The 25948-nt window shown below is 60.5% G+C and carries 28 protein-coding genes and 1 pseudogene; 20 read left to right on the forward strand and 9 right to left on the reverse strand.

All coding sequences use genetic code 11. From position 1 onward, the window contains the following. Positions 1 to 229: hypothetical protein (locus FFS30_RS24100; RefSeq protein WP_212742511.1), on the reverse strand; the 229-nt coding region annotated here is incomplete at its 3' end. Between the two features lie 234 nt (positions 230 to 463). Here FFS30_RS24100 and FFS30_RS17635 point away from each other — a divergent pair. After that, on the forward strand, positions 464 to 3811 hold the full coding sequence (locus tag FFS30_RS17635; RefSeq protein WP_137914515.1) for an AAA family ATPase: 3348 nt from the start codon (positions 464 to 466) through the stop codon (positions 3809 to 3811). A gap of 176 nt (positions 3812 to 3987) precedes the next feature. Here the strand turns inward: FFS30_RS17635 and FFS30_RS17640 are convergent, their stop codons facing one another. Both FFS30_RS17640 and FFS30_RS17645 read right to left on the reverse strand, forming a co-directional pair. Beyond that, entirely contained in the window at positions 3988 to 4185 is a 198-nt protein-coding gene (locus FFS30_RS17640) for a hypothetical protein (RefSeq protein ID WP_212742512.1), read from the reverse strand. 307 nt (positions 4186 to 4492) lie between these two features. After that, entirely contained in the window at positions 4493 to 5362 is an 870-nt protein-coding gene (locus FFS30_RS17645) for a hypothetical protein (protein ID WP_137914517.1), read from the reverse strand. Positions 5363 to 5459: 97 nt separating this feature from the next. On the opposite strand from FFS30_RS17645, the gene FFS30_RS17650 reads away from it, so the two are divergent. The 11 genes from FFS30_RS17650 (at position 5460) to FFS30_RS17700 (ending at position 15577) form a co-directional block, all read left to right on the forward strand. Next, the gene (locus tag FFS30_RS17650; RefSeq protein WP_137914518.1) at positions 5460 to 6533 is read left to right on the forward strand and encodes a phosphotransferase; all 1074 of its coding nucleotides are present in this window, start codon (positions 5460 to 5462) and stop codon (positions 6531 to 6533) included. Further along, positions 6530 to 8809, forward strand: a complete 2280-nt coding sequence (locus FFS30_RS17655; RefSeq protein ID WP_171014702.1) for a lanthionine synthetase LanC family protein — start codon at positions 6530 to 6532, stop codon at positions 8807 to 8809. The genes FFS30_RS17650 and FFS30_RS17655 overlap by 4 nt, the downstream gene beginning before the upstream one ends. A 39-nt stretch (positions 8810 to 8848) precedes the next feature. Next, positions 8849 to 10582 carry an ankyrin repeat domain-containing protein gene (locus tag FFS30_RS17660; protein ID WP_137914520.1) on the forward strand — a complete coding sequence of 578 codons (1734 nt, stop codon included), beginning with the start codon at positions 8849 to 8851 and terminating at the stop codon, positions 10580 to 10582. A gap of 79 nt (positions 10583 to 10661) precedes the next feature. After that, positions 10662 to 10889, forward strand: a complete 228-nt coding sequence (locus FFS30_RS17665; protein ID WP_137914521.1) for a hypothetical protein — start codon at positions 10662 to 10664, stop codon at positions 10887 to 10889. A gap of 91 nt (positions 10890 to 10980) precedes the next feature. Beyond that, complete coding sequence (locus tag FFS30_RS17670; RefSeq protein ID WP_137914522.1) at positions 10981 to 11481, forward strand: DUF6496 domain-containing protein; 501 nt, start codon at positions 10981 to 10983, stop codon at positions 11479 to 11481. A gap of 25 nt (positions 11482 to 11506) precedes the next feature. Beyond that, positions 11507 to 11893, forward strand: coding sequence for a hypothetical protein (locus FFS30_RS17675; protein ID WP_137914523.1), 387 nt, complete (start codon positions 11507 to 11509; stop codon positions 11891 to 11893). A gap of 125 nt (positions 11894 to 12018) precedes the next feature. Then, on the forward strand, positions 12019 to 12849 hold the full coding sequence (locus FFS30_RS24505) for a hypothetical protein (RefSeq protein WP_343182333.1): 831 nt from the start codon (positions 12019 to 12021) through the stop codon (positions 12847 to 12849). Between the two features lie 95 nt (positions 12850 to 12944). After that, complete coding sequence (locus FFS30_RS17685) at positions 12945 to 13130, forward strand: hypothetical protein (protein ID WP_137914524.1); 186 nt, start codon at positions 12945 to 12947, stop codon at positions 13128 to 13130. Between the two features lie 156 nt (positions 13131 to 13286). Continuing rightward, positions 13287 to 13616, forward strand: a complete 330-nt coding sequence (locus FFS30_RS17690; RefSeq protein WP_137914525.1) for a BON domain-containing protein — start codon at positions 13287 to 13289, stop codon at positions 13614 to 13616. Positions 13617 to 13642: 26 nt separating this feature from the next. Beyond that, positions 13643 to 13843, forward strand: coding sequence for a CsbD family protein (locus FFS30_RS17695; RefSeq protein WP_137914526.1), 201 nt, complete (start codon positions 13643 to 13645; stop codon positions 13841 to 13843). Positions 13844 to 14221: 378 nt separating this feature from the next. Next, positions 14222 to 15577, forward strand: a complete 1356-nt coding sequence (locus FFS30_RS17700) for a sigma-54 dependent transcriptional regulator (protein ID WP_137914527.1) — start codon at positions 14222 to 14224, stop codon at positions 15575 to 15577. Positions 15578 to 15595: 18 nt separating this feature from the next. On the opposite strand, the gene FFS30_RS17705 is transcribed toward FFS30_RS17700, so the two are convergent. Beyond that, positions 15596 to 15766: a DUF1328 domain-containing protein gene (locus FFS30_RS17705; RefSeq protein ID WP_137914528.1), complete on the reverse strand. Its 171-nt coding sequence runs from the start codon at positions 15764 to 15766 to the stop codon at positions 15596 to 15598. Positions 15767 to 15965: 199 nt separating this feature from the next. Continuing rightward, the gene (locus FFS30_RS17710) at positions 15966 to 16559 is read right to left on the reverse strand and encodes a ferritin-like domain-containing protein (protein ID WP_137914910.1); all 594 of its coding nucleotides are present in this window, start codon (positions 16557 to 16559) and stop codon (positions 15966 to 15968) included. Between the two features lie 163 nt (positions 16560 to 16722). Between FFS30_RS17710 and FFS30_RS24105 the strand changes: the two genes are divergently transcribed. From FFS30_RS24105 to FFS30_RS24280, 5 genes and pseudogenes are all read left to right on the forward strand, one after another. Continuing rightward, on the forward strand, positions 16723 to 16995 hold the full coding sequence (locus FFS30_RS24105; protein WP_212742513.1) for a hypothetical protein: 273 nt from the start codon (positions 16723 to 16725) through the stop codon (positions 16993 to 16995). A 125-nt stretch (positions 16996 to 17120) separates the two neighbouring features. After that, a complete protein-coding gene (locus tag FFS30_RS17715) occupies positions 17121 to 17450 on the forward strand; it encodes a TfoX/Sxy family protein (RefSeq protein ID WP_137914529.1) in 330 nt (109 codons plus the stop codon). Between the two features lie 211 nt (positions 17451 to 17661). Continuing rightward, a complete protein-coding gene (locus FFS30_RS23925; RefSeq protein ID WP_171014703.1) occupies positions 17662 to 17805 on the forward strand; it encodes a hypothetical protein in 144 nt (47 codons plus the stop codon). 122 nt (positions 17806 to 17927) lie between these two features. After that, positions 17928 to 18515, forward strand: coding sequence for a DUF1963 domain-containing protein (locus FFS30_RS17720; protein ID WP_137914530.1), 588 nt, complete (start codon positions 17928 to 17930; stop codon positions 18513 to 18515). A 55-nt stretch (positions 18516 to 18570) separates the two neighbouring features. Next, positions 18571 to 18719, forward strand: a pseudogene (locus tag FFS30_RS24280) (DUF4372 domain-containing protein); the annotation flags it as partial. Positions 18720 to 18977: 258 nt separating this feature from the next. On the opposite strand, the gene FFS30_RS17730 reads toward FFS30_RS24280, so the two are convergent. Beyond that, positions 18978 to 19952, reverse strand: coding sequence for an integron integrase (locus FFS30_RS17730; protein WP_137914531.1), 975 nt, complete (start codon positions 19950 to 19952; stop codon positions 18978 to 18980). Positions 19953 to 20094: 142 nt separating this feature from the next. Here FFS30_RS17730 and FFS30_RS17735 point away from each other — a divergent pair, with 142 nt between their 5' ends. Both FFS30_RS17735 and FFS30_RS17740 read left to right on the forward strand, forming a co-directional pair. Next, positions 20095 to 20490: a hypothetical protein gene (locus FFS30_RS17735; protein ID WP_137914532.1), complete on the forward strand. Its 396-nt coding sequence runs from the start codon at positions 20095 to 20097 to the stop codon at positions 20488 to 20490. 127 nt (positions 20491 to 20617) lie between these two features. Next, complete coding sequence (locus FFS30_RS17740) at positions 20618 to 20992, forward strand: DUF1801 domain-containing protein (protein WP_171014704.1); 375 nt, start codon at positions 20618 to 20620, stop codon at positions 20990 to 20992. Positions 20993 to 20999: 7 nt separating this feature from the next. Here the strand turns inward: FFS30_RS17740 and FFS30_RS17745 are convergent, their stop codons facing one another. After that, positions 21000 to 21236 carry a hypothetical protein gene (locus FFS30_RS17745; protein WP_137914533.1) on the reverse strand — a complete coding sequence of 79 codons (237 nt, stop codon included), beginning with the start codon at positions 21234 to 21236 and terminating at the stop codon, positions 21000 to 21002. Between the two features lie 373 nt (positions 21237 to 21609). Here FFS30_RS17745 and FFS30_RS17750 point away from each other — a divergent pair, with 373 nt between their 5' ends. After that, positions 21610 to 21846 (forward strand): hypothetical protein, encoded by a 237-nt coding sequence (locus FFS30_RS17750; RefSeq protein ID WP_137914534.1) that lies wholly within the window; start codon positions 21610 to 21612, stop codon positions 21844 to 21846. Positions 21847 to 21939: 93 nt separating this feature from the next. Here the strand turns inward: FFS30_RS17750 and FFS30_RS17755 are convergent, their stop codons facing one another. Next, a complete protein-coding gene (locus tag FFS30_RS17755; protein WP_171014705.1) occupies positions 21940 to 24966 on the reverse strand; it encodes a CHASE3 domain-containing protein in 3027 nt (1008 codons plus the stop codon). A gap of 61 nt (positions 24967 to 25027) precedes the next feature. Then, entirely contained in the window at positions 25028 to 25732 is a 705-nt protein-coding gene (locus tag FFS30_RS17760) for a HAMP domain-containing sensor histidine kinase (protein WP_171014706.1), read from the reverse strand. Between the last annotated feature and the right edge of the window lie 216 nt (positions 25733 to 25948).

The raw sequence follows: 25948 nt of genomic DNA on the forward strand, positions 1-25948 counted from the left end.
GCCCTGCGCGCGGCCCGCAATCGGCGCCTGCCCCGCGCAGCGCCCCGGCACCGCAGATGCCGGCGGACAGCTTCGACGACGACGAAATCCCCTTCTGAGGGATACCTCGCTGAAAGATGGTGCATTTTCTTCTGAAGCCCGCATTGCTGCGGGCTTTTTGCTGTCCAAAAGGGTTGTTGCGGATCGGGAGTAGTTTTTCGATCGGCGCTAGCACCAAATTTTGCTGCATTGTCCGTCTGTCGAAATCACGCGTGCACTGATTTCGCTTTTTTCTTCTGCCAAATTCCGAAGGAAAGATTCCCACTTCTGACCGATGAAACGGTCCTGCGGAACTTGCAGGCATCGCCCTTCGTGACGACCCAACTGCCGAAAGGGGGAGCTCGCAGCGGCAGAGTTGATTGGAAACGTTTGGCCGTGTTCGCAGAGTAAACTGCGCCCTTTACTCTGCGGCGGAATCGCCAGTATGGATATCGTCTTCTTGTTGATCGGAGCGGGATTGGGATGGCTGCTCGCTCGTGTAAGTCGGGCGCAGACGGTTTCCGCTGCTCCGACGCCGCAGGCGCCAGCGGGCGCTCCTGCGCAGGAGGAGGCAGCCAATGGGGCGAGTGATGCGCCCGCGGGATCGCCAAACCTGGACGGGGCGGCTACCGTTGCTGCGGGTTCCGCCCCCGATCCGCGCGCTCGCGCGAATGGGCTGGCGAGAGAGCTTGCGCAGTTTTGTGAAAGCGCGGATCAAGGCGACGATCTAGAGCACGAACCACGCTTCAATGAGTTGCGAGCTATTCTCTCCACGGCGCCGTTTACACCCCAGGACCGTCTGAACCTGGTGACGTCTCAGAACATCGCGATGAGCTGCGCCGGGCTCGCCGCGATGGCTGCCGTTGGCGATGAAAGCCAGCTCGGCGTGGCTCGTGTCCTTGCGCGTATGGGTTATATGGCCTTGCACTTCATCCTCAGGTACCTCGGTGAAGCGAAGGATCCCAAAGTGTGCGCAACCGTGTTGCTGCGCGCGCAGCGTTGGTGGACTGAACATCCACCGACACGCGCCGCTTTTGTTGCCTTGCTGGATCGACAGCACGGCCTGGACATCCATCCGGTCGTCGGGGAAGTACCCGATGGCGGCGATTGGGATCTCGATGAGCGCAGCGAGGTTCTTGGCGCGATCTCACATCCGCTGGTGAACGACTTTCTTGAAGCGCTGAAACGGGCGGACCGTGTTCGCAGTGGCGAGCGCGAAGTTCTGCGCGTAGGGCGTGCGCTGCCTGCCGAAGAAGAAGAGCCGTTCGCCGAGAACGAGGCGACCCACGAACGCATCCAAGCGCTGACGCAAACGCTGCTGCGTCCCGGTAAACCCAGTCTGGTGCTGGTCGGCCCGGATGGTGTCGGCAAGACGACGCTTGCCCGGGCTGCGCTGCGTGAGCTTGTCAAACAAGGCTGGCGGATCATTGAAGCCACGCCCGCGCAGATGATGGCCGGTCAAAAGTACATCGGCGAACTGGAGCAGCGGATAGAAAACTTCGTGCACGGCCTCGGTAGCGGGCGTGCTATTTGGTTCGTGCCCGACTGTCATCAACTGCTCGAAGCCGGAACGTGGTCGCAGAACCCACATGGCATTCTCGATCATTTGCTGCCTTATATCGAGCGCGGGGCGTTGCAGATCCTCGGTGAATCGACCGCCGTGGCCTGGACGCGGGTGATCGCGCAGCGCCCGCGTGTCGAGGTTCTGATCGCGGCATTGCGTGTCGAGCCGATGACTGACGCCGAAGCCCTCGCGCTCGTGCGCGACTGGAGTTTGAAATGGCAAAACAAGCTTGGGCGTGAGGTCATCAGCGATGCGGTCGCCAGTGAAGCGTGTGAGCTGAGCCGTCAGCAATTTCCGGAGCGGCCGGAGCCGGGACGCTCGCTCGACTTGCTCAAGGAAGCACTTGCCGCCGCACAACGCACGCAACCGCCGACGCTGCCTATCGATCGCGACCAGCTCTTGGCAACGCTTGCGCGCAGCAGTGGACTGCCACTCGAGATTCTCGACATCGGTCGCATGCTCGATGTTGCCGCAATACGCAGCTATTTTCTGCAGTGCGTGATCGGCCAGGAAGAAGCGGTCGATTGCTTGGTGGATCGCATCAGCATGCTCAAAGCCGGTCTGACGGATTCGCGGCGTCCGATCGGCGTATTTCTATTCGCAGGGCCGACCGGAACCGGTAAGACCGAGATCGCGAAGACACTAGCGCGCTTCCTGTTCGGAAGCCCTGATCGCATGTTGCGTTTTGACATGAGCGAGTATCAATCGGACGACGCGTACTGGCGGTTGATCGACGATGGCGAAAAAGGGCGCGCCACCTCGCTGACCACGCGCATCCGCCAGCATCCGTTTTCCGTGATCCTGCTTGACGAGTTCGAGAAGGCCAGTGCGCGCATCTGGGACCTGTTCCTACAGGTTTTTGACGACGGCCGCCTGACTGATCGTAGCGGCAACACCGCGGATTTCCGCCATAGCATCATTATCTTGACCTCAAATCTAGGTTCGACGATCTCTACCGGCGTGGGCATGGGGTTTGTCGGGCAGCGCGGAGCATTTTCTCGTGAACTCGTGCAGCGCGCGATCGACACGACGTTCCGCCGAGAGTTCGTCAATCGACTGGATCGCGTCGTGGTGTTCAACCCGCTGACGCGCGCCCTCATGCGCGACATACTTGAGAAGGAACTGCGCAGCGTGCTTGAGCGCCGCGGCTTCCGCGGGCGCAACTGGGCGGTGGAGTGGGAGCCTTCCGCGATCGAATTTTTGCTCGAAAAGGGCTTCACGCCGGATCTCGGCGCGCGTCCGTTGCGCCGTGCGATTGACCAGTATCTGCTCGCACCGCTGGCGCGGACGATGGTGGAGCATCGCGTGCCGAAAGGTGAGCAGTTCCTTTTCGTGCAAGGAGAGGAAGACTCACTGCGCGTCCGTTTCGTCGATCCGGACGAGACGGCAGTCGACGCGCCCGCAGCGGCGGCTCGAGATTCCTCGGATCTGCGCACGCTGGCCCTGGAACCCCGTCTCGACGACACGACGCTTGCGGTGTTGCAGCGCGAAATAGACGCGCGTTCAGAGAAGCTTGAGGAGCCGGTCTGGCTGGAGCTCAAAGAGGAAGCTGTGCAGGCGATGCAGCGCAGCGACTTCTGGCAGCAACCGGAACGTCAGCAGGTGCTCGATCGGCTCGAGCGCATGGATCGAATCGAGTCCGGATTGCGCTCTGCCAATTCACTTTATGCGCGCCTCAGCCGCGGCGCTGGGCGGAGTGCCGCTGAGTTCGTGCGGCGGCTAGTTCTGCTCGTGATGGCCATCGACTCGGCTATCGGCGCCATAAAGAACAACGAAGCCGAAGGGGCGCAGATCGAAATCATCCCCGCAGACATACGCACGGCATCCGCGCTGGAATGGCGCGATCGGATCGCCGACATGTATGTGTCCTGGGCGCAGGCGCGCGGGATGCGCATCAGGCGGCGAGGACCCAACGCGGCGTCGGGCGCCCTGCATCTTGATGTTTCCGGATTCGGGGCATATCAAACGCTGAGGAGTGAGCAAGGACTGCATGTCCTTGAATCTCGGCTCGGCGAAACTGAAGTTCGCCACAGTGTACGTGTCAGCGTCAGTCCCGATTCGGTGTCTCCCGTGCCGCCAACTCAGACTGACTCGGAGTCGCGCGTATGCCGCCGTTATACCGATGGTCCTTCGCCATTGGTGCGGGACAGTGTTCGCGGATGGCGCAGCGGCCGTCTCGATCGCGTGTTGGCGGGCGATTTCGACTTGCTCAGCGCTGCGTCGGAATAGCGAGGACATGGTCGCGCGAGCGCAGGTCCAGTTCGCTCGATGCTCTCAAGCGTGCAAGCAAACTTGCGAAAATGAAAATGTTGCATTTGGGCCCTCAAAGAGCTGCTATTCGCAACAAATGCAGTGGCGTTGTTGTATTGCTTACTGCGTTTGCTTGTGCCGATTGAGAAATCGTCTTATGTAACACCTACAGAAGTAGGCAGAACCGTTCTAAATTCCGCGATGAAGCAACCGCGTGAATTTTTTTGAGCCAGCGGGAAATCTGGGTTTTTTGTTTTTCCGGGTTGGCTCGGCTCGAAGAGAAATGCCTTGGCGATCGGATGAAAAATCATCCGCTCAGCCATAGCGGCATCAGCAGCGAACTCATCGGTCAAGCTCGGCAATACAAAGACCCGTGTCCTCACGGGTAGCGGCCTACATTTTGCGCGCAAGGAATATTGCGGCCCAATTCACGTTCCGCTCGAATCTCGCGAATGGTCCGTTTCTTGCCGCGGTACTGTGGACCAGTACGGCAAAGCGGACGCATCCAGCTTGGGAATGATGAAACGAACTGCGACGATGTATTGTATGTGCGCAGGGGGAAGACAACGAAAATAGTAGGGGAAGGTGTAACGCAACGAAGGCTAGACGCGTTGAATGCCCTCTGGGACGGTCGCGCCGGCGATAAGGATCGCACTGGGCTCAACCGTAAATCGCAGTCCAACGACAGTAAAAAGGATTCGATATGAAACAGGGTAACGAATCACTACAAAATGGCAGCAGTCCCGACGCAATCGCCAGCATGCTGGCGGGAAATATCCTGGCAAGGCACTTCGAGCGAAAACCCGCGGTAACGCAATACACCGACGAATCGAAACCGGCACTTGAAGCCGCTCCGGTAAACACGAGAGACAAGACGTGCAAGCCGACGCTCAATCCGTGCTGCAAACCTCCCGGCGAGACCGCCGTCAAGGGCACGCAGACGAAGACGTGCAAACCGACGCGCAATCCATGCTGCAAGCCGATGCCGCCCGGCGGAACGGCCGTCAAGGGCACACAAACGAAGACCTGCAAGCCCACGCGTAATCCGTGCTGCAAGTCCGTCGGCGAAACGGCCGTCAAGGGGACGAAAGAGAAGACCTGCAAACCGACGCGTAATCCGTGCTGCAGGGGTGTCGGCGAAACGGCGGTCAAGGGCACGCAGACGAAAACGTGCAAGCCCACGCGCAATCCATGCTGCAAGTCCGTCGGTGAGACAGCCATCAACGCCACCCAGGCGAAGACCTGCAAGCCGACGCGCAATCCGTGTTGCAAACCTCCCGGCGAAACCGCCGTCAAGGGTACGCAGACGAAGACCTGCAAGCCCACGCGTAACCCGTGCTGCAGAGGTGTCGGCGAAACGGCGGTCAAGGGCACGCAGACGAAGACCTGCAAGCCGACGCGCAATCCTTGTTGCAAGCCGAGGCCGCCCGGCGAGACGGCTGTCAAGGGCACGCAGACCAAGACCTGCAAGCCGACCCGCAATCCTTGCTGCAGACCACCCGGCTGAACCTGCTCTTGGCGGTCGCGCAAGCGACGCTGCCGGCCTGAAGGAAAGTGGCACGTACGCCGGTCGCGGGCGTACGTGCTGCGCTAGACTTGTTTCTTCGATTGGGGTCGAGGTCGTTGCTTGATACTCACGCGCCATAACACGCCGGTGTTTTTGCTCAACGCGGGACTGCTCTCGACGCAGACATTGATGGAGCATGTCGTCGAAGTCCGCTCGAACACCCATCGCAATCGCGGCTTCAGCGTGACATGGGGGCAGGATCAGGGTTTCTACGTCAAGCAGCACATGCCCGATGAGGGCCTCTGGGAATCCGATTCCAGCGTCGTCAACGAAGCGCGCATTCTCGGAGTCCTCGAAGACGTCGCCGCGCTGCATGGCAGCGTACCGACGCTGCGTTATTTCGATGCCGTCGCGCAGACTCTCGTGACGGACTGGCTGTCCGGCATGTTGCCGTGCCGCGACCTCGCGCGGTCCTCGGCAAGCGATCCTCTGGCGGTCGCGCGTCATCTCGGGCGCTCCCTGGCCGGCCTGCACGCGGGTTTGGTGCGTGTGCGGGCGAGTGATGACTTCGCTTTTTCCGAACAGACTCCGTGGGTTCTGCGCTTGCGCAATCTGTTTCCCGTCGTCACCGCGGACCAGAGCTGGGGCCAGGCTGAACTCGTGCGCATCGTGCAGAGTGAGCGCGCGACCATGGCCGCTCTCGAACGCCTGGAACGCACCTGGCCGCAGCGCCGCCTGATTCACGGCGATATGAAATGGCAGAACTGTCTGCTGCCGGCAGAACCCGGGTCCGCAACATCCGGCTGCGTATTTATCGATTGGGAGATGGCGGCGCTCGGCGATCCGCTATGGGATCTGGCCGGCATGGCGCAGTCCTACATCGGCGATTGGATGAACATTTTTCCCGCGGAGACGACCGACGCGAGCGATGCAACCGTGCAGCACGCGGCCGACGCATTTCCGACGCATCGAGCCGCATTGCGCGAATTGTGGTCGGGCTACGCATCGGTCGAGCGCGGCGCATCGCGCCCACGTTTGGCCGCGCTGCTGGCGGCGCGTCTGATCCAGACGCTGTATGAAGATATCGCCGGCGAGCCCGACATAGCGCCGCAGCACGCTATCGTGCTGCAGCTCGCATGCAATGCGCTCGCCGATCCCGAGCGCGGCGCCGAATCCTTGTTCGGGGCCGCATGAGCGCAGCAGAAAACGAAAATCCGCCGTGGTGGCTGGCGATCTGCGATACGTTGACGCCGATGTCGTGTACAGACGACGGCACGTTCGTGATCGGCGGTGCGCGTTTCGAAAATCACGTTCGCACGGCCGCACTCGACGATCCGTTCCATGATCCCGATCCGCGCGTGGCGGCGCTGCAGCGGCATCTGTACCACGTCCACTACGCACGCATCGAAAGCGTCGATGCCGATTCTCCGACCTGGCAGGCGGACGATCTCCCACCGCTGCGTTCCGGTCCGTGGCGCGTGCTCGAACAACTCGCGCCTGGAGCACTGGTCGCGCAGCGCGACATGCTCGTTCGCCGCCTCGAAGCCGGCGAGTATCTGTACGATGGCGTGCCCGCGCGGCCGATTCGCGGAAGTGTCGTCATGCGTCAGCGCGCGCGCGCGAGCCGCGTGCTCGACCCTTCGTTTCAGTATCTATTCGGCGAAACCGAGGCGGATGCGCAGAGCGACGCGGCGACGGTGCGCTACTACTTTGCGGCCCGCGTCGAACATCTCGAAGCGCTGGTGCGTTGGCTGACGAGCCGGCTCGATGCGGCTTGCGTTCCGTTCCAGCTGAAGTATCCGGCACAACAGTCCGATCTGCTGCGCAGCGACGCCGTGGTCCTGTACGTCGGTGCGCGCTACGCCGCCCTGGTTCATCGGGTAATCGCACAACACGCGCGTTCTCTGCGCCGCTGGGTGCGTGCCGTCGCGCCGTTATGGGCACTCCAACTGTTGCCGGGTGTGGCGTTCGCGCAGGATCCCGCGAGCGACGACAGCTTCGGCGGCAGTCGCTGCCGAGCCCTTGCACGGGGACTGCTGAACGCAGCGACTTCCGCTGCCGAACCCGCTAGCGTCATCGCGCACGTACACGACGCGTTCGTCGATGCCGGCATCGATTGGGACTTCCCGCATCTGGAGCAGGGCGACCCGTTCGGCTTGCGCGCGCTGCGCTTCGAAGCGGCTGACGGCCACCGCACGAGCCGCGGCACGCTCACGTCTGCGACAACTCTGGAGAGTACGGCGCTCGAACATGCGGCACGCATCGGACGGCAGTTGTGTGCCAACGCTCTGTGGCATGGAGATCGCTGCACCTGGATCACCGACGACGTTGAAGACGTGGACGGTCGACAGGTGCTGTTCGCGCGCACGATGAACGGCAATCTCTACGACGGAACACTGGGTATTGCAAGCTTCCTTGTGCCGCTGGCGGCCGCCACGGGTGAAACGATCTTTGCGGACGTTGCCGCGGCCGCGTTGCGACACGCTTTGCATCATCCGGCTGCGAACGAAGCGAGTTTGTACGAGGGCCGTCTCGGCATTGTCGCCGGCGGATTGACGTTGGCAAAAGCATTGGGCGACGCAAAGCTCGTGCACGACTATGGCGAAGAGGCGGCGCGTCTCATCGCGACCTTGCCCGAGGCGACCGTCGACGCGGACCTGATGCACGGCATGGCCGGTGCAGTCTTGTGCCTGCTGCAGATTGCACGGGACCTTCCGCAGCATGCGGCCGCTGCGATCGACGTCGCGCGCCGCTACGGCCGCGCGCTGTGCGCGCTCGCGCAGCGGTCGAGCCACGGCTGGCATTGGCCGGCCAACGGCGCGCCGCTCGGGCTCTCCGGTTTGTCTCACGGCAATGCCGGCATCGCCGTCGCGTTTGCCGAGTTGGAACGCATCGATCCGGATGCGACTTGGCGCGACGCACTGAATACCACGCTCGCGTACGAAAAATATTGGTTTCTGCCGGCGCAGGGCAATTGGCCGTATCTCTTCGCCGAAGATGCGCAATCGTTCGACGATCGCCCGCAATCCTGCGGTATGGCGTGGTGCCACGGTGCACCTGGAATCGCGCTGTCGCGGCTGGCGTTGTGGCGCATTACGCGCGACGCCACCTTCCTCGAATCTGCGACGACGGCATTGCAAACAATCGTGGCAGACTTGTCGCGATCGGTGCCGGCCGCCGGCACGAACGACAGCTTGTGTCATGGACCGCTCGGCAATGCCGACATTCTTCTGACCGCCGCGCACGTTATGGACGATACGCAATGGCGCGACGTCGCCGCACGAACTGCGTGCGACGCGATTGCTCGTCATGAGGCAGGTTCCGCATGGGAAAGCGGGTTGGGTATTGCGAACGGGATCAGCGACGGATTGATGCTCGGCGTCGCCGGCACGGGATACTTCCTGCTGCGTCTGGCGCAGCCGACAGTGCCTATGGCCGTGCTGCTGCCGTTCGTGCCGGCTCTTGTGTAAGCATGTCCGACGTGGTTCGTCGGCAAAGTTGACTGCATCATGAGCCATTCCGCCGAGTTTAATGAAGCTGTCCGTACGGGTGACATGGCGGCGATCACCCGACTGCTTCCCCGACTCAGTCCGGACGCTTTGAATATCGAAGATGATCGTCTCAGGTCACCCCTGAGCTATGCCGCGGAGAGTAGCGAGGCGGGCGTCGATGTACTGCGTGTTCTGATCGAGCATGGAGCAAGCCTGGAGGCCCCCGCAGGCTGGGAGTACGAAAAGGGGCGAACTGCATTGTCTTTCGCCATATCGGCTGGAGATCCTGCGAAAGTTGAGGTGCTGCTCGACGCAGGTGCGAACCTAAATTACTCGAGGGACGGCTTCGGCGCCATGCTCGACGCGGTGCATGGCCGCGATATCCGCTGCGACACGAGGTTGCTGGCATTATTGAAGTTGCTCATCGCGCGCGGTGCGCGTCTCAACGACGTGAGCAGGTACGAGGAATCCGCGCTGCGCGTGTTGTCGAATCGCGGCCGGTTTGATGCCGTCATGCTCTTGCTCGATGCGGGCGCCGACGAGGTTCAGTTGCAGTGGTCGAGTCTGACCAAGGCCGTCGCGATCGGAACATTGGCGGATATTGAAATTGCACTCGCTGCCGGCGCCGCACTCGAACACCGCGACTTTTGGAAGCGTACCCCATTGCTGGTCGCAATTATGACTGGAGATATCACTAAAGTACGTCGTTTGATCGAGCATGGCTCCGATGTGACGGCAACCGGGCGATGCGCCAAGCCGCCTTTCTTCTATGCGATACAAGAGCATCACGAACCGATGCTCCTCTGGCTGCTTTCGCAGGGGTTTTCTCTTCGACAGACAGACGAGTTTGGTACGCCGGCACTGACGGCCGCGGCAGAGGAAAACAATCTCTCGGCGGTGCGCATCCTGCTCGATGCCGGTATGGACCCCGATGAGAAGAGCGATCATCTCAACGCGCTTTACTCAACTTCCTCCCCGGCCATCGCCAGGGTGTTATTGAATGCCGGCGCCGATCCAGGCTCGCTTCCCTTCGAGATGCGACGTGCTCTGGCCGGACTTCCGTCAACGCCGGAGTTGCGACTGCTGCAGGCGTCGGAAGACGAGTTTCAGCGGGGGTGGCATCGCCGCTTCGGCATCGCCAATCCGGAAGAAATGACCGAGCCTTTCTGGCGCAATATGGTCGTTTCCGGAGTGAGCGGATATGAAGCCGAAAACCGCTTCACGGAGCGTACTGCGCATGGCCGCGAGCCCGTCTGGTGCGCACAGCGCTTCGGTCAGTCGATTACATTTCTCGCGGATGGAAGAGTGATCCAGATCGGGGGAGAGCATGAAGATTCTTACGATCCGGACTTCTGCATCTACAACGATGTTTTTGTGCACGAAATCGACGGCAGTTTTCGAATGTTCGGCTATCGCGCCGAGGAATTTCCACCGACGGATTTCCACACGGCAACGCTCGTCGGAGAAAAGATCTACATAATCGGATCGCTGGGATACTCCGATGCGCGGCGATTCGGAACCACCGCAGTGTACGTGCTGGATACACGGACTTTTCGAATCGAGCGGTTGAAAACATCCGGTGACGTCCCTGGTTGGATCTATCGCCATCGCGCCGTCCTCTCAGCGTCGAATGAGATTCGTGTTTGGGGCGGCAAAGTCGCAAGCATGATCGATAATAGGGAAGTTCATACAGCTAACGAGCGAATCTTTCTGCTGGACCCGGAGCAGTTGATTTGGAGCGTTCTCGCTTAGCGTAGATGCCACGGCGCCGACTGCGCGAGATTGGCACGGATCGTGCCCCTGAGTAAGTACACGGGTGCGAGGCAATGCCATGAACGAACAAACACATGTCGAGACTCATGCATTTGAAGTCGAAGACGAGCACGGCAATCGTTCGGTCGCCGTTCAAACCAAGCCGATCAAGGAAGACGAGCACGGAGATAGGCGAACGGTGCCGCTGGGCATGGATCTCCGACTGCGTACGGGTGAAGCGCTGATGCCGCTGTCGGATACGGAATTCGCAACCGCCGACGGCACGAAGTGGCGCAGGATCCGGTAGCCGCCGATAGTTTCGTATTACGCCGAGGACCGATTCCTCCATCCCCGTTTTGTCGCGCCCGCGAACATGACGTCGCCATCAGGAGAGCCCCATGCCAGAACGAACAGCCATCGAACGCGCCAGGCGCGACAAACGCGCGGGCAAATCGCCGAGCACGCAGGCCGGCGAATTCGTGCGCGAAGAAATCGAACATATCCGAGAGGGAAAGCACGGCGCGCGTTCGACCGAACAAGCCATCGCGATCGGCTTGTCGCTTGCGCGCAAGGCCGGTATCGCCGTGCCCGCACAGGGCAAACGCGCATCGTCCAAGCGTGCGAGCACAAGTCCGAAGAAAGCGGCTCGTGCTGCATCAAAAACCGGAAAAGCCACTTACGCCAAGCGCTCGCGCGCAGTGACGCGTGCGCTCAAGCGCGAGAGCCATGCCGCCGCCACGCCGAAGGCGCTCTCGGCCCATGCGAAGAAAGCCGCGCGCAACCGCACTGCGAGCGAGCGTTCCGCCTCGGCGCGCAAAGCCGTCAAGACCAAGGGCGCGAAAGGCCGAGCCGCCGCTGCACGCAAAGCAGCGCAGACGAGGAAACGGCGTCTGCGCTAGGTCTCGCGCGAAACATGGTCAATTCTTGTCGCTGCTAGCCGAGTCGCGCGATGGGTGCATTGCGCGACTCGGACTGCCGATAAAAAATCTCGATCGAGATACCGCCGCCGCATTGCTATCTGCCGCGCAAGTCGCCTTAAGCAGATCGGCAACCTGCACGATAGGCGACTATCGATCGTGCAAATTTCCCGACCATTGCACGACAAACTTGGCGCTCCGGCATGGCGGATATCTTGCATCGAACGACAAGCCCTTCATGGAGCAACACGTCATGCTGATCCAATTCCTCTTGATTGCCGCCAGTCTTCTTTTGCTACTGATCGCCGGAGCGTATGTAGCGATCGCCGTGATGCTGAAGATGACGAGGTCGCGCATGATGCGCGCCCAACTGATGCAGGTAGCCAGGAAATAAAGGCCTCGGTTCTGCGGAACGATGCTCGAAGTGCACCGGGATGCGCGGACTTTCTAGTGTGGCCGGGCATTCGTTATCCATGAATGCTCACGCATTGCCTGGCGCTTAGCTGCGTTCGATGAGCCTTGATTTTCGGCTGCGCGGCCTGCGCAAGTCTTGGGTCAGCCAACCCCATTCACGCGCGAAAAAGAGGCGGTGGTGGTTATCCGCTTCGACTGGCAACAGCGCTACGCCGGCCGGCGGTAGCTCAGCTCGAGCAATTTCCTGTGTTCTTGTATCAGCGCTTCGAGCGGCTTGCGCCGCTTCGCGGTCCCCGTGTTTCCGGCGGTTCTGTACGCGGCCGCCGCCGACGCACGAACTATTTTTGGGAAACCGAGGTTCCGGCCGACCATTGCCGTCGACTCGCAACACGGCACGTTCGTTGCTTTCGCCTCCTGTGCCTGCAGGCGAGTGCCGGCCTCTGCAGGAAATTCAACGAACCGGCGAACCCTCAAGAGGAAGATTTCATGACTCGTTCGACTCGAAAGATTCTCGGCGCCGCGCTGCTTCTCACGCTTACGGCTGCGAGCGCCACGGCCGGCGCCGCCGGCGCCAATCTCGATTGCAAGCTGCGTTTTTCCCTTTCCGGCTGGTCGGCCATCCTTGAACATTCGGAAGGCAAGGGCGTCGTAACCTGCGAAAACGGCCAGCGCATGGCGGTGAAAATTTCCGCGAAGGGCGTCGGACTTACCGCGGGAAAATCGCGCGTCGACAATGGCAGCGGTACGTTCACGGACGTGCGTACTATTGACGATGTACTCGGCAGCTACGCGCGCGGTGAGGCGCATGCCGGCATCGTCAAATCGGGTACGGCGCAGGTGCTGACCAAGGGCACGGTGTCGTTGGCTTTAGCCGGTTCCGGCCAGGGCATCGATCTCGGTATCGCGGTCGGCGATTTCACCATCGAACGCGAATAGCTGCGGATTTTGCAGGTCTTGAGATGCGTGCTTCCTGGCTGTCTTCGCTGCGTCTACGCATGCGGCGCGCTTTCGTCAGAAAGCCGGCGGTCGCCGTGCGCGCCGTCGTCGCTGTGGGTCGGCGCGAGAACAGTCCGGAAGCCACGCGCATCGTGCGCAAGCAAGAAGAAGACGACCGTCTCGATCAGGCCTTGATCGAGACGTTTCCGGCGAGCGATCCGATTTCTCCCCATATTCCTTCGCCACCACGCAAACGATTCGCGGCTCCCGGCGCGTTGTAAAAAGATCGTGCATGACGCTGCATCGTGCCTGATCCTGCATTGCAATTTGCCTGAGAACACAGCGTTAAATCCCTGTAGCACTGTGATTGCCAAAGAAAAATATTCTGGCATGCAAATTGATCTCCTTCTCTGCACCACCCACGAAGGAGCCGCAACATGAAAAGACTGTTAGCAACGACTCTTTGCACCGCCATGGCGTGCACGCTGCCGTTCGCCACGTTCTCCGCCGCGTATGCGGACCAGGCCGCTCAAGAGCAATCGGCACAGCCCGGAACGGATACCTGGATCACGACGAAAGTCAAAGCGGAGCTGATGGCCACCAAGGGCATCTCCTCGACGGATATAAGCGTCACTACGACCAACGGCGCCGTGACTCTGTCCGGTGTCGTCGACAGCAAAGTCCAGGTCGAAAAGGCCGTGGCCGTGACGCGCGCTGTGAAGGGCGTGCACGATGTCGATTCGTCCGCGCTCAAATCGCGTAACTAAACCCATTCTTCGCAAAGGAAATCGCCATGAATCAGGACCGCATCGCGGGCCAGTGGAAACAACTGGCCGGGAAAATCAAAGCCCAATGGGGCAAGCTCACGGACGACGACGTCACCCTTGCCGAGGGCAACAGCGAATACCTTGCCGGTAAATTGCAGGAACGTTACGGTATCGCGAAGGACGAAGCACAGAAGCAGGTCAAGGAATTTCGCGATCGTCTGCATTGATCCGATATAAAACCACTTCTCTTGAAAAGTGGCGGGAGCATGCTGGCAAGGATTGTTGGGTGCTCCCGCTTTGCGTGGAGGTGCATCATGACTACGTTATGGGAAATAGCAGAAACCGTGCGTGCGGAAGAATCGGCAAAAGGACAACAACCGGGGTGCGCGACGCCCGTCGTCCAGGCCACGCCTGTGCGCGCCGCCGAATCTCCGGTTCGCGTCGGCCCGGCGCGGGCCTTATCGGCAGTGCGGAGACCGCGAGCGCGCATCTCACAGCGGATTCTTTCTCCGTCCAGTGATTCGCACACGCCCGGTCTTCCTTAGTCGCGGCGGCAGACAGTGGCTGGCCGCGAACCCTATGAATCGAGTGTTACGATCTCCCTTATGACTACGCCACACGGTGAAGACGTCAGCCGCATTCTCCTGATCGACGACGACCCCGGCATTCGCCGCACCTTTCGCGCTTGCCTCGAAGCCGCCGGGCACCGGGTGGCCACGGCTTCGGATTTCAGCCAGGCGGAAGTGTCGCTGCAGTCCGACGTGTTCGATCTCTGTTTTATCGATCTGCGCATCGGCAATGAATCGAGCATCGATTTCCTGCCCGTGCTGCAACAAGTGGCGCCGTGGATGCGCACGATCATGGTGACAGCCTATTCTTCGATCGATACCGCAATCGACGCGATTCGCGCCGGTGCGGTCGATTATCTGGTCAAGCCTTGCTCGTGTGAGCAACTACGCTTGGCCGCCGCCAAACAAATTTCCGCGCGGCGCTTGGAGCGCCGCCTGGAGGCGCTGGAGAAAGAAGATTGCTTCACCCAGGTCGCCGAACTCGACAGCGCGAACCCGACGATGAAGAAGATCCTGGAGACTCTGCGCCAGGTCGCCGATACGGATGCTTCGGTGCTCATCCTCGGCGAGAGCGGCACCGGCAAGGGACTGGCGGCGCGCATGGTGCATCAGTGCAGTGCGCGGGCGAAGGAGAATTTCGTCACCGTCAACTGCCCGTCGCTGTCGGCCGAACTGCTCGAAAGCGAGTTGTTCGGACACAAGCGCGGCGCGTTCACCGGCGCCACCGAGAACAAACTCGGGCGCGTGGATCAGGCCGAGAACGGTACGCTGTTCCTCGATGAAATCGGCGACGTGCCGCTGGTGCTGCAGCCGAAACTGCTGCGCTTTATCCAGGATCGCGAATACGAGCGCGTCGGCGATCCGGTGACGCGACGCGCCAATGTTCGCATCGTCGCCGCGACCAATCGCGATCTCGAAGAAATGGTCAAGGAAGGCACGTTCCGCGAGGATCTGCTTTATCGCATCAACGTCATCAGCGTGCGCATGCTTACTCTGCGCGAACGCATCGAGGACATCGATCTACTCGCTGAGAAATTCCTTCTGCGCTTCGCGGCGAACTATCACCGCAAGGCGCGCCGCTTCAGCGCGGCCGCGATCGAGGCCATGCGCACCTACTCTTGGCCGGGCAACATCCGCGAGCTGCAGAACGTGATCGAACGCGCCGTCATCCTGAGCGGCAGCGAAGAACTGGGCGGAGAGCATCTTTCGATATCGCCGGAGAGCTCTCCGCGCCAGCATCCTCGTATCGGCGAGGCGGTCAGCCTGCAGGATCTGGAGCGCGCGCACATCACCAGTGTGCTTGCCGGTACAAACTCGTTCGACGCGGCGGCAAAGATCCTCGGCATAGACGCTTCCACGCTGTATCGTAAACGCAAGGAATACGGTCTATAGCCCTATTCGGACGCCGCCTCACAGCGGCGGCTTGCGCACTCTGCCGAAGATCAGCGAAAGCACGAACAACACGAGAAACAGGAAGAACAGAATTTGCGCGATGCTGGTGGCGGCACCGGCAATGCCGAAAAAGCCCAGCGCTCCGGCGATCAGCGCAATGACGAGAAAAACCAACGCGTAGTAGAGCATGGTGTGTCTCCTGTTGTTGGGACGAACATGTGTCCGCCAATAGTTCTATGAGCACGGAGCGTGCCAAGAACGCGCCGCGACAGTTGAAGGACTTGCGCCTGCGCGCACCTCGTCCGTCCGGGCAAATTGCAAGGAGCGCGGTCTGCGCTCTTGCAAGCCACACGGATGACCGAAGTTCATCGCGCGACGACGCGGCATGTCAGGCGGAGCGCATCTTTGCAGTAGCCGCGTCGCGAGGTGCGGGTTCGCCTTTCTTGCCGAGCTCGGCCAGCAGCGAACTCAAGTCCTCGGCGTGCTCCTCCTCGTTCGCGAGGATTTCTTCGATCATGCGCCGCGTGGTCGGATCGTCGCCGCCGAGGTAGCCGACCATTTCGCGATAGGTGTCGATCGCGATCCGTTCGGCAATCAAGTCCTCTTCGAGCATCTGCACGAGATCGTCGCCCGGCACGTACTCGGAGTGAGCGTGCGAAGCGAGGTGCTTGGGATCGAAATCCGGCTCGCCGCCGAGCTCGACGATGCGCTTCGCGATGCGGTCGGCATGTTCCTGCTCTTCCTGCGCATGCTCGAGGAATTCGGCCTGGACGCTTTTCGCGTGAATTCCCTCCGCGCAGAAATAGTGCCGCTTGTAGCGCAGCACGCAGACGATTTCGGTGGCGAGTGCTGAGTTGAGCAGCTCGACCACGGCCGCGCGGTCAGCGCTATAGCCTTTCGTGATGGCGCCTTGCCCCAGACTCTCGCGGGCACGCGCACGTATCGTTTCGGTGGCGGTGAATGGGGAAGTTTTTTTTGCCATATCGATCTCCGCGTTATGAAACCGGGCGCACCAAGAGTTGGTGGGCCTGCTGGAGTGGTGGCAAGGTCTGTGCCAGCGCCGCAGGCCCGCACGTTGGTCGATTAGTGCGCCGCCGGCATGCAAATCGCACGGCGGAATTTCGCTTTCGTGCAGTTTGCCGATCGTGTCTCTGTCGATGCTTTGCACGTTCGCACGAGCGTTGCAGCTAGACTGGGCGGCAGCGGCAGCGGCAGCGGCGGCTGCGGAAACCCGAACTCTGTCCTCGCCCTACGGCCAAGATGCTGGCGGCTCGGAGAATGTTTCCATCGAGTCCTTCCTTGAGTCGGCTCTCGTTTGGGCTGAGGCATTCGACGTCGGTGCCAGCCAGGGCCTGGCATCAACCAGCCTCTGGAAAAAATTTTCCGTATTCCTGTATTGCGTCAAAATCTACGAGTGAGTTGGCGCCCGACTATTCGCTCAAGCGCACCGCTATGGCGGGTTGCGGTATCCTGGCATTCCTCGCGGCGGCGGCCGCTTAGCTCAAGCGTTAGGCTGCAGAAGAAACCAACAGGGGCATGAGGCATGGCTCGTGACATCGGCTTGGAGGAGTTGATTCGCGAAGAATTGCAATCCGTTTCCGGCATCTCGAGCAAGTCTATGTTTGGTGGGCAGGCTTGGCTCCTCAACGGCAATCTGCTCTGCGGTGCACGCGACGACGGCATGCTTGTTCGCTTGGGAAAAGGTAGAGACACATGGGCACTTCAAATCACCGGCGTCGAGCCAATGCTCTCACGCGGTCGCGTTATGCACGGCTGGGTCCGTTGCAAGTCCAATGTTTACGGTGAGGACTCTTTGCGCACACAGCTTTTTTCGCGCGCACTTGAGTTCGTCCGCACACTACCGGGCAAGTAACCCATTTAGCTGCGGCTTAACTATTCGCTCAAGCGGACCGCTGCGACGAGTTGCGGTATCCTGAAACCCCTCGCGGCGGCGGCCGGTTAGCTCAAGCGTTAGGCCGCTACGACGCTTTTGCGTCTTGGTGGTCTCTTAGTGACGAGCGGCGTAGCATCGACTCAAAGTCAATTGTTCGAGCCTTCCGCCGCAAGCTCTGCCCTGAGGGCAGATGAAGCAGCATCTTCTTGCCACCGCAATCCTCATTGCTGCGCTCGTTCTCTATAGCATCAGCATGATTCGAGCGGGTGCTTCCCTCTTCGCCATCGGCGCCGCAGGCGAAATCTGGTTGCAGAGCAAATCCGGGCGGTGTTGATTTGAACTTGATCGAGAAAAATTTACGCAGCTTTGCGGGGTGGGCTAATCAGGTTACTTATTGGACTTCAGGCCGAAGAATTCTCGAAAAACCTGTGCTGTTGTTAGCGACTGGAAAATCAGATGGCGAGCTATGTCACGTACGAGAAAGATACGAACGATCAGGAGCGCAGCAAGGTGGGGGGCAGTTCCTTGTTGCCTCAGTCCATTGGTTGGCCAGTTGATCGTTTTGGCAAGAAGCTGATGTTCCTGGCGTCGCTCTCATCGGATCTTTTGAAATCGGAGTGCGGAATCGACATTCCGCAAGGGCACATTCTTTCGATCTTTTGCCCATACGAGAAAGAAGACATCGAGTATCCGATCGACATGGCCCGAGGCCGTGAGCGTGGATTCGTCGTTGTCCATCCGGCGGAGGCGCCGAGACAGGAGTTTGGGGATCCGATCCTTCCGGCGAAGAAGCTGGAGTTGAACAAGAAGTTCGCGACGGACGAAGACGAGTTCGTCGAGGACATCGACGACAAGATTGGAGGCGGCCCCAATTGGCTTCAAGACAGGTTCGACTACGCCGGCAACCAGTTCGTGATGCAGATTTCCGGGATGTACTTCGGAAAGATCATTCCGACGCACAAGAATGTGTTCATGAGTGGCGTCTTGTACGTTTTCTATAATCAATTCAGCAATGAGGGACTGGTGACGCTGCAGTATTCCTAGCTGCAGCGCGCCGCCTGGAGGCGTGAGGGGCGGTGGAATGCCCCGAGAAGCCTACATCAATACCGGCAAGCCGCTGTTTGCTAAGCTCATGCCTTCATCCCGTAGACGAGCTTCGCCCGCCTTGCGCGGCGCTACGATGGCAATGCCCGCGTTCGTACGCTGTCGTGTGCTGAGCAATTTCGCGCGATGATCTTTGCTCAGCTGCGTGCGTACACCAACAAAATTGATCAGTCGGACCGATCCATGGCGATCACATGACCAATACTGATCACTGGCAAGTAAGGTAAGACCTCTTTCGACCATCTGCAGCCATTGGCTAAGTGGGGTAGGGCTAAAAGGGAGCCTTATCGTGGGTAGGAGAGGGCGGCTCGCGACCCGAAGCCGTCAGTCGCGAATGACCGCTCTTCGGCAGCAGTCTCACGAAAACTCTCGCAAGAGGTCGATCGCTTCATGCGCAGTGGTTCACGAAATCAGATCGTCCAATGGGCTCCGAACCTCCAATGCGCGGTTGACCACATGCGTGTAGATCATGGTCGTATCCATGTGGCGATGCCCTAGCAACTCCTGGATCGTGCGGATATCTTGGCCTCGCTCCAGCAAGTGGGTGGCAAAGGAATGCCTCAACGTATGCGCCCCAAAGGTCTTGGCGATATTCGCTTGAGCCGTGCGCTTGATCGCGGCTCCCAGGGTTCCTTCGTATAAGTGATGCAGACGATATACGCCGCACCTCGGATCAAGAGATTCGTGGTCGGCAGGAAACGCCCAGAACCACGCCCAGCTTTCTCCGGCCCTGGGATACTTGTGTTTGATAGATAGAGGCGTCTCTACACCGGGGCGCCGCATTTCGCGGCCCCTGGTCCATAGGGACTTGGCGTAGGCCAGCTGGCGACGCGGGGGATCTTCCATCGCCGACGGCAACATCATAATCCGATCCTTGTTGCCTTTCGCCTCACGAATGACGATGAGGCACCGATCGAAGTCGATATCCTTGACGCGCAGTTGTAGGCACTCCATTTTGCGCATGCCCGTTCCGTATAGCAGCCGAAAGAGGAGTTGTTGCACACCAGAAGCGACATGAAACAGCCTGGGACTCAGGACGACCGGTAGCCGTTGCGGGGTATGCGGACAGCCGATCTCCTGCATCCACGGCAGCTCGATATTCAGCACCCGCTTGTAGAGAAAGAGGAGTGCTGCAAGTGCTTGCTTGTGGGTGGAAGCCGATACGCGGCGTTCGTTGGCCAGATACGAGAGAAACCTCTCCACCTCCGGCTGACCCATGTCGCGCGGGTGGCGCAGCCGATGGAAGCGGATGTAGGTGCGGATCCAGAGAACGTAGATCCGTTCGGTGCTGAGGCTATAGTGATGGTAGCGAACCCTTTCGCGCACCTGATCGAGCAGGCGCGTGGCTCGTAGTGGCGGTGGCGTACCGGGACGCATAGCCTATGCCGTTCAGCATAGGATTGTGACAAAACAAGCGTATGACAGCCCGTCACTACCTTGTAAGCTATTGATTCTGCGGAGAGCCAATCTGGTTAACTAGAAAAACCTGTTAAAACAAGTTAGGTTGCACATCGGACCAATGTACGAATTTGTAGTCACAGATTTTTCCGCCGTGCCCGCTGAGCAGCGACACACATTTCCTACTCGCGATGCGGCAACTCGCTTTGGTTCAAGTCTTGCCGCCCGCCGTTGCGCAATCTTCATAGCGCACATCGTCGACCACGTGGACTACGGAAATTTTTATGTTTGGTATAACGAAGACCTCGCCTTCGTCCGTCTCGACGAACATCGAGAACACTACGCATCAGATCCTCTGAGAGCATCATTCGTTGGGCCATCCATTCAATTTCAAGACGAGGACAATGAGCTATTCGAGGTGTTGCCATCGCAGGTCGTCGGGCGCGCGCAGGCAGCCGAAGCGCTGCAATGTTGGCTCACTTCTGGCTTAAAGCTGTCGTCGTTGTCCTGGTCCTAGGCAATTCGTAGGTGCAACCTAACTATTCGCCCAAGGGGACCGCTGTGACGGGTTGCGGTATTCTGATACTCCCTGCGGCAGCGACCGCTTAGCTCAAGCGTTATGTGATTCATCACGGGGGGCAGCGATGGGTAAAGCAGTGAATAAGTCAAAGGAAGTGGATGTATACATCGCTACTCGACCTCCGGATACGCAGCGTGCGCTTGAAGAACTGCGCTCATGCATTTGGAAGGCCGCGCCCGGCGTTTCCGAACTGATGAACTACAACATCCCGGCGTTTGCCTTGGTCGTTGGCGGCAAGCGCGACAAACAGATCATGATCGCGGGATATGCCCAGCATGTCGGCTTCTATCCTAGCCCGGACGTGATCGACGCATTCGCGGATCAGCTTACAGGGTACAAGCTCGCCAAGGGATCCATTCAATTCCCATTGAGCAAACCGATTCCAAAGGCGCTGGTCGTTAAGATGGTGAAATACAGGTTATCCCAGGTACAGAAATGAGGACCTATCACATAACAATCAGGTGCAGCGGACGGTCCGCTGCGCGGGCCGCCGCTGAACCGGAGCGGTAGCTGTCACGGTGATAGACGAGCGACTCCTCAAGCGGTGGAAAATCACGCGAACGCTTCTCTCCGAGGCGGCGAAGCAACTTTCGGCGGCCGATGGCTTTGCCCTTTACGAGGAATACATTGAACACAATGAGCTTGAGCTCGCGCTTAGCACTCTGGAGGACCTTGCAAAGCACACTCCTGTCGATTCGGCATTTTGGCGCAATTTGAAAAGAGCCGCAGACGTCATGGGCCTCCGTGAACGCTCTATGGCCTTTCGTCAGCAGGCCCGGGCGCGACGCAATGCCAGCTAACTATTCGTTCAATCGGACCGCTGAGACGGGTTGCGGTATCCTGCCGCTCCTCGCGGCAGCGGCCGCTTAGCTCAAGCGTTATGGCGCTCGCCGCCGAGAGCTGTCGGGTCATCTGAACACAACGGCCGCTTCGCGGCCCACAATTGACAGGTCCGACTGTCTCAATGTGGCCGAAAGAGGCCATACCTTACCTGCCGGCTATCAGCGTCGGTCATGTGATCGGCATGGATCGGTCCGTCTGATCAATTTTGTCGGTGTGCACACCCTGCTCGGTAAGCTGCACAAGCGCTTGCCTTGGCTGAAGATCGGGCCGGCTTTCTCCTGGGTCAGCACCTTCGCGGAAACCTCCGACGGTTTGCTTTATTTCGGGCCGCATCTGCAATACGGGCTGCGTGTGCTATTCGCCATGGCCTGCGGCGGCAACGGTATCGTTTTCTGTAGCGTGAGTGCGGATATTCTCCTCGGCGACGTGCGTGCCGAATGCCAACGGTGAATTCACGCCACACGTGCTCCGCGCACGAGAAAAAGCGTGCGAATCGCCCGCGGACTTGCCGCAGAACATGCAGATCGCAATGCGAGCAGACCCTCAGGTCGGCGGAGCATCGTTCTCGACGAGGCTGCGCAATACGCTCGGCCGCAACGGTTTGACCAGGTAATGATCGAAGCCAGCCTGCTTCGCGCGCTCGCGATCGACCGGCTGACCGTAGCCGGAAATCGCGATCAGGCGGATCGCCGCGTTTTCCGGCCCGGCGCGGATGATCTTGGCGACTTCGAATCCATCGAGGCCGGGCAGGCCGATGTCGAGCAGGATCAGATCCGGCAGGAATTCCGTCATGACTTCGAGCGCTGCCTTGCCGCTGTGCGCTGCCTGCGTCCGATGCCCCCACAATTCGAGCAGCGCGGAAGTGCTCGCGGCGAGATCGGCGTTGTCGTCGACGACGAGCACACGCCATGCACGTCGAGTCTTTGTCACATCGTTTTCGTTCGCGGGCTGCTCCTTCGGCATTTCGGTGGTTTCGATCAAAGGCAGGCGCATTTCGAATTCGCTTCCCTGGTTGAGACCGCCGCTGCGCGCTTGGACTTTTCCGCCATGCAACTCGGTCAACTTGCGCACCACCGCGAGACCGACGCCGAGGCCCCCTGCGGTGCGGGCCAGCGACTGATCGGCCTGGATGAAGGCGTCGAAAATATGCGGCAGCAAATCGGCGGCAATGCCCTGGCCGTTGTCGCGCACGGTCACGATCGCGTTGCCGTCGGCGCGGTCCAGGCTGACGCGAATCTCTCCGCCGACCGGCGTGTATTTGGCGGCGTTGTGCAGAACATTCGCCACCATCTGCACGAGGCGTATGTGATCACCCATGACATAGTGCGGCTCGACGTCCTTGCGCATGTGCAGGCGATGCGCGCTCGTCTCGATCTGCGGCGATACGATTTCAACTGCCGCCTGCATCACGTCGCGCAGATCGACCACCTCCTTTTTGAGTGTGATCTTGTCCTGACTGATGCGCGCGACGTCGAGCAGGTCGTCGACCATGCGGACCAGATGGTCGAGCTGGCGGCGCATTGCCGGCAGCGCGTCGTGCTTCGATCGGTCGCCGGCGCGCGCTTCAAGCAGATAGACGCTGTTGCGCAGCGATCCGAGCGGATTGCGCAGCTCATGCGCGAGCATGGCAAGGAAGTGATCCTTGCGCCGATCGGCGATCAGCAAGTCTTCGGTGCGCTGGCGCAGGCGGTATTCCAATTCCTTGCGTTCGGTGACGTCGAGGACGAAGCCGACGTATTCGTCCTTGCTGCCCGCGATCGCGGCATAGCCGACCACGACGGAGATGCGCTCCCCGGTGTCCTTGCGCAGCAGCTCCTTCTCGAACGGCTGGCAGAACACATCGCGATCGAGCCGGCGGAATATTTTCTCGTCTTTCCCGCGGAACTCGTGGGGCGTCAGGTCGAGCAAGTTGACGTTGCCGTTCTTCAGGTCTCTGCGTGAGATGCCCAGCATGTCGAGCAGTGCGGAATTGCAGTCGACGACGGTGCCGTCGCGGCGGAAATTCAGAATGAGACCGATGACATTCGAATGAAGCAGGACGCCGAGGCGCGTTTCGGTGATGCGCAGGGCGCGGTCGAGGCGTTCGCGTTCCGACAGATCCATCCAGCAATGCACCGCGCCGACGATGTTGTGGTTCTCGTCGCGGATCGGGGCCACGTCCACGAGCACGCGCAGCGGCGCGCCGTTCTGGCGTGAGATGATCCAGGTTTCGCCGTGCACCGCGATGCCGGCGCGCATCGCCCGATGCAACGGCAACTGTCCGGGCGCGGGGAAGCTGCCGTCGGGCAGAATCTTGTGATACGCGGCGTCGGCCGGCACGTGGTTGGTCTGATCGCCGATCCATTCGCGCGTCACGCGGCTCATGGCGACGATGCGGAAATCCGGTGCCGGTCCGGTCATGAAGATGCCGATCGGCGCATTCTCGAGAATCGTTTCGAGGATACGTTCGTTGGCGAGCGCGCTGCTGTTGCGCCGGGCCAGCGCGTCGGTCGCCGTATGCAGGGCGAGTTCGGCGCGCCGGCGCTCGGTCACGTCGCGAAACACCATGATCGCGCCCTGGATCGCGCCATGTGCATCGATGCTCAGCGCGGCGCTGTCTTCGATCGCATGCTCGGCGCCGCTCGGGGTGCGCAGCACGGCCGCACCGCGCGGCGGAACCTTGCGCGCATCGCTCAGCGAAAGCGTAACCGGATCGCGGATCGGTTCCCCGCTGGTTTCGTCGACGAGATCGAAAACGTCGGCTATCGGCAAACCGACGACTTCCGCGGCGGGCCGTCCGAGAAGGTTTTCGGCGACCGGATTGAGCAGGACGATGCGGCCGGTTTCGTCGGTGACGACGACGGCATCGCCGATACTGTGCAAGGTCGTATGCAGCCAATCGCGTTGGGCGCGCAGATGGCGTGCCGCGTCGGCGCGCAAATTCAGATCGCGCCGCAACAGGAAAGCCACGGCGAAGATCAGGGCGATGCCGATCACGGCGCCGAACACGCTGGCAAATTGAGCGAGTGCCTCGACGTTTTGAGCGCGTCCGGTGCGCTGCGCACGCAGCTCGATCTCCGCTTTGCGCATCGCCGCGACTTTGTCGCGCGCGCTCTGCATGAGGTTCAGGCCGCGACCGGTTTTCAGCAACGCGACCGCCGCCTCGCGCTGGCCGGCGTCGACCAGTTGCAGGCTCTGCGCGAGTTCGGCATTTTTCTCACGGATGATCTTCTCGAGATCGTCGAGCCGTGCTTGCTGCTCGGGTTCGTCGCGAAGTTGTTCGCGCAGCCACGCCATGCGTTCGGGCAGGCGTTGCATGGCGCGGTGATAGGGTTCGAGATATCGTGCATCGTCCGCCAGCAGGTAGCCGCGCTGGCCGGTCTCGGCGTCCTGCAGGGTCGAGAGCAATTCGTCGATTGCATCGCCGGTCTGGTGCGCGTGCTCCATCGCTTCGTGCGCAGCGACGAGGGATTCAATATTGCGCAAACCCCATACGGCGTTGGCGAGAGTGACCAGGGCTACGGCGCCGAGCATGATGATGCCGAGCGTTCGATGGCGGTTGGAGATCGCGGGAGAGATCAGCTTGCGCATAGTCTGCATCCTATTGCGGGCATGACGTTTCGGCGGACTCCCCGTGCGTGTGCCGTTCAATCTACGCCAATGAGGATTCTGCGGAGTCGCGGATCGCGAACACGATGCGCGCACCGCCGTTCGGGCTCTTGCGGATTTCGATGTCGCCGCCGTGCGCGCGCGCCACCGCACGGGCCGCGGTCAGTCCGAGTCCGAAATGCGCATCGTCGCGCTGCGAGGTAAAGAACGCATCGAGAACGCGAGCCTGGGCGCGGTCGTCGATGCCGGGTCCGTCGTCGTCGAAGATCAGACGCGTCTTTCCCGCCGCGGATTCCACGGCGACCGTCACCTGCGAAGCGCCGGCTTCTGCCGCGTTGCGCAAGATCGCAGCAATCGCGCACACGCCCGCGGTGCGGGCGATGGACAGGCGAGATTCTTCATTCGTGACGACGACCGCAACCGCGGGCGCTTCTTCATCGTGCGTCGCCGCCTGTGCTTCTTCGATCAGCTCGTGCAGATCGATGGTCGCGCGCGAGGGTTGCGCCAGCGCTGTCGCGTAGGTGCGCAGGCTTCGTAGCAGATGCTCCAGGCGCAGTTGATCCTGGCGCAGACGTTCGATGGCGTCGCCGGCGCGCGGTTCGCTGTTGCGTTGAATGAGCGTCTGCAGAATCTCCACGTTCATCGACAGCGAGTTGAGAGGATTCGCCAGTTCGTGAACGAGGTCGCGCAGAAACACGGCCATGTCCATCGGCGCGGGCCCGTTCTCGAAATGCGTTGGGGCCGTCATTTCAATCTCCCGGAACTTCGACGCCATCGATACTACCTTGTGAGCGCTCGGCGATGGCACTTCTCATAAGAGTGAAGTCGATATCGCTTCGCATTGCGCGGACCGCATCGTGCTGTCGATTTCCGACGTCGCGGTCGCGGTGGGCCGCAGGCAATTCGCCCGATGCGAGCGCCGCGGACGCGCATTTTGCATGCCCCGATGTGCTTCGATTGGCGT

Source organism: Rudaea sp. 3F27F6 (assembly GCF_005503555.1).
Taxonomy (GTDB): Bacteria; Pseudomonadota; Gammaproteobacteria; order Xanthomonadales; family Rhodanobacteraceae; genus Rudaea.